Annotated in this window: 5 protein-coding genes and 1 riboswitch; of the genes, 2 read left to right on the top strand and 3 right to left on the bottom strand. The window is 59.9% G+C overall.

Annotated features, from left to right (window positions below):
* Positions 1 to 724: S8 family serine peptidase (locus tag ACH2EH_RS13100; protein WP_395142351.1), on the bottom strand; the 724-nt coding region annotated here is incomplete at its 3' end.
* A 33-nt stretch (positions 725 to 757) separates the two neighbouring features.
* Positions 758 to 847: riboswitch (cyclic di-GMP riboswitch) on the bottom strand.
* Between the two features lie 166 nt (positions 848 to 1,013).
* Here ACH2EH_RS13100 and ACH2EH_RS13095 point away from each other — a divergent pair.
* A complete protein-coding gene (locus ACH2EH_RS13095) occupies positions 1,014 to 1,913 on the top strand; it encodes a rhomboid family intramembrane serine protease (RefSeq protein ID WP_395142349.1) in 900 nt (299 codons plus the stop codon).
* Complete coding sequence (locus ACH2EH_RS13090; RefSeq protein WP_395142347.1) at positions 1,914 to 3,788, top strand: right-handed parallel beta-helix repeat-containing protein; 1,875 nt, start codon at positions 1,914 to 1,916, stop codon at positions 3,786 to 3,788. It begins immediately after the preceding gene.
* Here the strand turns inward: ACH2EH_RS13090 and ACH2EH_RS13085 are convergent.
* Together ACH2EH_RS13085 and ACH2EH_RS13080 are read right to left on the bottom strand one after the other, a co-directional pair.
* Positions 3,746 to 4,141, bottom strand: a complete 396-nt coding sequence (locus tag ACH2EH_RS13085; protein ID WP_395142345.1) for a hypothetical protein — start codon at positions 4,139 to 4,141, stop codon at positions 3,746 to 3,748. The two genes, ACH2EH_RS13090 and ACH2EH_RS13085, sit on opposite strands and share 43 nt — an antisense overlap.
* Positions 4,128 to 4,352, bottom strand: a 225-nt coding sequence (locus tag ACH2EH_RS13080) for a hypothetical protein (protein ID WP_395142343.1), incomplete at its 5' end; no start/stop codon positions are given. The genes ACH2EH_RS13080 and ACH2EH_RS13085, both read right to left, overlap by 14 nt.

The raw sequence follows: 4,352 nt of genomic DNA, 5'->3' as shown, positions 1-4,352 counted from the left end.
GCGCGGCCTTATTGGCGATCACCCACTGGATACCCGCAATCGAGTTACTGACCGTGCCGCTGCCCTGCTTGTCGAGCACCCGCACACTAACGATCTTGGCGGTGGGTGCGATTCCCTTGAAGGTTCGGTAACTATAAGTCCCCCCGGAGGCGGCTCCATTTCCCGCGAGGATACCCGCGACATGGGTTCCATGCCCGCAGGGATCGCCGGATAGACTCCCATCCGCCACCAGGTTCAAGCCCTGAACAACTCTTGAGGAGTATCCCTGAAAGAGATCGGGGTGCAAAGAGCTGACCCCGCTATCCAGCACAGCAACACCCACACCGGTGCCGGTGAGCCCGTAGCTCCAGGCAACATCCGCCCCCGAGTGCCCGACGGTGAACTCATCGGTCTTCTTGACTTCCATGTCGGAGGAGAGGCGGCTGACAAACGGCAGAGCGGCCAGCTTGCCTAGGCTCCGGCTGGGAATCCGCACCGCCAGACTGTTGATGATGGGCAAGTGTCGGTAGACATCCCCGCCCAGGGCTGCAATGCCTGCCTCCTGCGCCACCGTTGGCGTGCCCTCCGTTCGTACGATGACACTCGTCCAGCCCTTGCGGTGGGGAGACTTGAGCTCTCTCTGGATCGCGAGATCCGCTTTATCGGTCACGGCGCTGTGTGCAACCGATGGGGTCGAAAGTGCTGAGAGTCCCAGCACCGCTATTCCTAAGTTTCTAATGTACATCCTCTAAGTTCCTTGGCTCGAATGACTTCGCTTTTCGGTAGCCTGGCGACCGTGTCACTTTTTGGTGAGTTAGGCCCATCGCTTTGCGCCGCCGCCTTTCGGTCGGTTTTGCCCTTTCGGTTGCAAAGGAATTTCTTTCACTCTGTGTGGTATTCAACACTTTAAGATAGGAGAGTGAAGAATTTACCAAGACAAGGAAAACTACCAGAATACACAAACGGCCCACCGATTTTAATCGGCGATTGGTTAACTAGCAGGAAAAGCAAAAGGTAAAGCGTAAAGGCAGAACATGGACAAGACAAACAGCAAGCTTAGCCAGCAGCCCTGGGTAACGATGCTCGCTATCGCAGCATGTGTGGTGATTTATCTAGGGCTCCTCCTGAAAAATGACTACGGAAACGAGGCGACCCTGGCACTGTTTGGCTCAAGATCACCGGATGCTATCTGGCGCGGGAGCTACGGGGCACTCATTACCTCCGCCTTTGTGCATTTTGAAATCTGGCATATCGCCTTTAATATCAACTGCCTGTGGGTTCTGGGACGGCTCCTAGAAAAAGAGATAGGCTCGCTTGCTTATTTAGGCTTTTTTATGGTCGCGGCCTTTGTCAGCTCCACGTTCCAGCTTGCCCTCACGGACACCACCGGAATCGGTGCCTCGGGCGTAGGCTATGCTGTCTTTGGTTTCATGCTGGTAGCACGCAATAAGTACCCTGCGTTTGCCCGAATTCTCGACGAACGAACCATCAAGCTCTATCTAATATGGCTCGTTGGCTGTGTCTTCGCCACGGCCTTTAAGATCTGGAATGTTGGCAATGAAGCCCATGTCGCAGGCCTTTTGTTCGGGATGGCTGTGGCCGGTGCGCTGAGTCTGCGTTACCGCCTATATCTCACTCTCCCTGCGCTGGTTTCCTTGGTCGCTGCCGCCGCCACATTGCTCTTCTGGTGCCCCTGGTCCGTGGCCTGGCTCAGCACCAAGGCCTACGATGCCCACGCAGCAGGTCGCTACTCAGAGGCGCTCACATTCTATTCCCGTGTGGTTGCACGTGACCCGCAAAGTGCGTGGGCCTACCTCAACCGCAGCTACGCCTACACCACGCTGGGCAAAACGACGCAGGCCGAAGCGGACTTCCAGAAAGCCTCACAGCTCGACCCGGACTTCATCAAAAAAAGCATGCTAGGGCAACACTAAATGGACACTTCAAGCCTCTATATCTCCCCGACGGGCAGCGACACAAATCCCGGCACGAAAGCCAAGCCGCTCGCGACTGTGGGCAGGGCACTCGCGCTCAAGGGGAAGCAGATTATCCTACGCGGCGGGTTCTATCCCCTGCCCGAGCCCCTGACTCTGGGTGCGACGCACAGCGGTACAAAGCTGGCAGCGGCGCAGGGTGAGACGCCGGTGCTCTCGGGGGGGGTGCGGGTTTCCGGGTGGAAGGAGGTGTCGCCGGGGCGCTGGCAGGTGCGCTGGGAGAGCCCCGTGGAGCAGCTCTACCTGGGCACGGAGCGACGCTACCGGCCCACCCTTCCCAAAACGGGCTACTACACAGTGACGGGAGACACTCCCCCTGGCGAGCGCGGCTTCCAGGCGCTCGTCTATAAACCCGGCGATGTGAACCCGGGCTGGGAGAATCTCACGGACATCGAGGTGGAGTGCTACCAGATCTGGACCATGGCCCGGATGCGCGTGAAGACGATAGACACCGCGCACAACACGCTCCACTTCACCGGGCAGACGATTGGCAAGGAGCCCTACCAAGCAATCGGCAAGGGCAAACGCTACCGGCTCGTCAATGTGAAAGAGGCGCTGAGCGACCCCGGCGCGTGGTACTGGGATCGCACGGCGAAGACACTGACCTACCTCGCAAAGCCCGGCGAGAACCCCAACCAGCTTGGGGTGTTTGTGCCACGTCTGGCGAGTCTGCTCACCATTGACGGCGCGACGGACATCACGCTCTCTGGGCTTACTTTTGCCCACAGTGCCTGGCTCTGCCCGCCCGAGGGTAACTCCTTCTACCAGGCTGAGGTCAATATCCCCGATGCGATTCGCGTCATCAATAGCCAGCGGATTGTCTTTGACGGTTGCACGGTGCGCAACACGGGAAACTGGGCCATGAGCTTTGGGCCGGGCGCGAAAAACTGCACGATCCGTCGCTCAACCCTGATGGATCTCGGGGCAGGGGGTGTGCGGATTGGCGAGCAAGGCGTGCAGAAAAACCCGGCGCTGCTCACGGAGGGGATCACGGTCTCGGACTGCTTGCTGGCACACGGAGGGCGGCTCCACCCGGCGGCAGTGGGGGTCTGGATTGGGCACGCGCCAGGCAATACGATCCTGCACAACGAGATCGTGGATTTTTATTACACGGGCATCTCGCCGGGCTGGTCGTGGGGCTACGGCGAGAGCGGGGCGCACCACAACGAGTTGGCGTGGAATCATATCCATCAGATCGGCCAGGGTGTCTTATCCGACATGGGCGGCATTTATACGCTAGGCGTCTCGCCCGGCACAACAATCCACCACAATAAAATCCACCACATTCACAGCTTCGACTACGGCGGCTGGGGCATCTACTTCGACGAGGGATCAACCGGCATTGTCGCGGAAAACAACCTGGTCTACCGCACGAAAAGCGCCCCGTTTCACCAGCACTACGGCAAAGAGAATGTCGTACGCAACAACATTTTCGCCTTTGGCACCGAAGCGCAGCTCATGCGCACCCGCGCCGAGGAACACCTGAGCTTCACGGCGGAACGGAATATTATTGTCTGGCGCGAGGGGCCGCTACTGGGCAGCAACTGGACGGGGATCCCCGGAAAGCACTATATCCTCCGTAACAATCTCTACTGGAACACAGCGGGCGACCAGCCAACGCTTGGCGACAAAGACACGACCAGCAAGATCTCCGATCCGGGCTTTGTGAACGCGGAGAAAGACGATTTCCGACTGAAGCCCGGCTCCCCTGCGCTTGCGCTGGGCTTTGTGCCGTTTGACTTCAGCGCCACCGGGCCACGGGGCCGCAAGCCCTACACCGGCACCGTCCCAGCGGCGTTTCCGCCGGTGGTGTAGCGTTTTACCTCCTCTCGTCGCTTTGTGGCCTTCAAGTAGGCGACCAGCGCATCGGGGTGATCGCTCTGGAGGCCAGTCAGGCCACGGGCAATCGCGGGTTCCCACTGCGCCGGGCTCTCCAGTGGGTTCTGGATATCGGCCCAGATCTGCGTGCCCAGCGCTTTTGCGGCGGCGACCGTCTCGGCGGAGAGATCGTAGGGGCCGTCGAGCAGTTCGAAAGGCCAGTTGTTGAGAAACGCGGTGAGCGCGTCGGGGGTTCTGGCATCGCCGGGCGGACTCGTCATCACGGGCACTTGCGGTGCGGCGCGTTTCCAGCGCTCCGTGGACGGTCTTATGGGCTCAGTGGTCGGCATAACGCGCTTCCACGGCTTCGGCTTCAGCAGCGGCAGCAGCGGCCCGGATCACGACATCGCGCTGGCCCTCGCCTTCGTAGGGCATGAGCCCTGCCAGGCGCTCCAGCTCGGCGCGGAGCGTGTCGTAGATCGCCTCGGCAGCGGGTTTTGTCTCGCGACGGACTGTCAAAAAGAGCCAGCCGCCATAGAGCTGCGCCGTCACAAAGAACTC

The organism is Armatimonas sp. (assembly GCF_043760365.1).
Classification (GTDB): domain Bacteria; phylum Armatimonadota; class Armatimonadia; order Armatimonadales; family Armatimonadaceae; genus Armatimonas.
This window is presented reverse-complemented; position numbering and strand designations above follow the sequence as displayed.

Coding starts and splice junctions, on each gene's coding strand:
- ACH2EH_RS13095 (WP_395142349.1), top strand. CDS start 1,014: ATGGACAAGACAAACAGCAAGCTTAGCCAGCAGCCCTGGGTAACGATG.
- ACH2EH_RS13090 (WP_395142347.1), top strand. CDS start 1,914: ATGGACACTTCAAGCCTCTATATCTCCCCGACGGGCAGCGACACAAAT.
- ACH2EH_RS13085 (WP_395142345.1), bottom strand. CDS start 4,141: ATGCCGACCACTGAGCCCATAAGACCGTCCACGGAGCGCTGGAAACGC.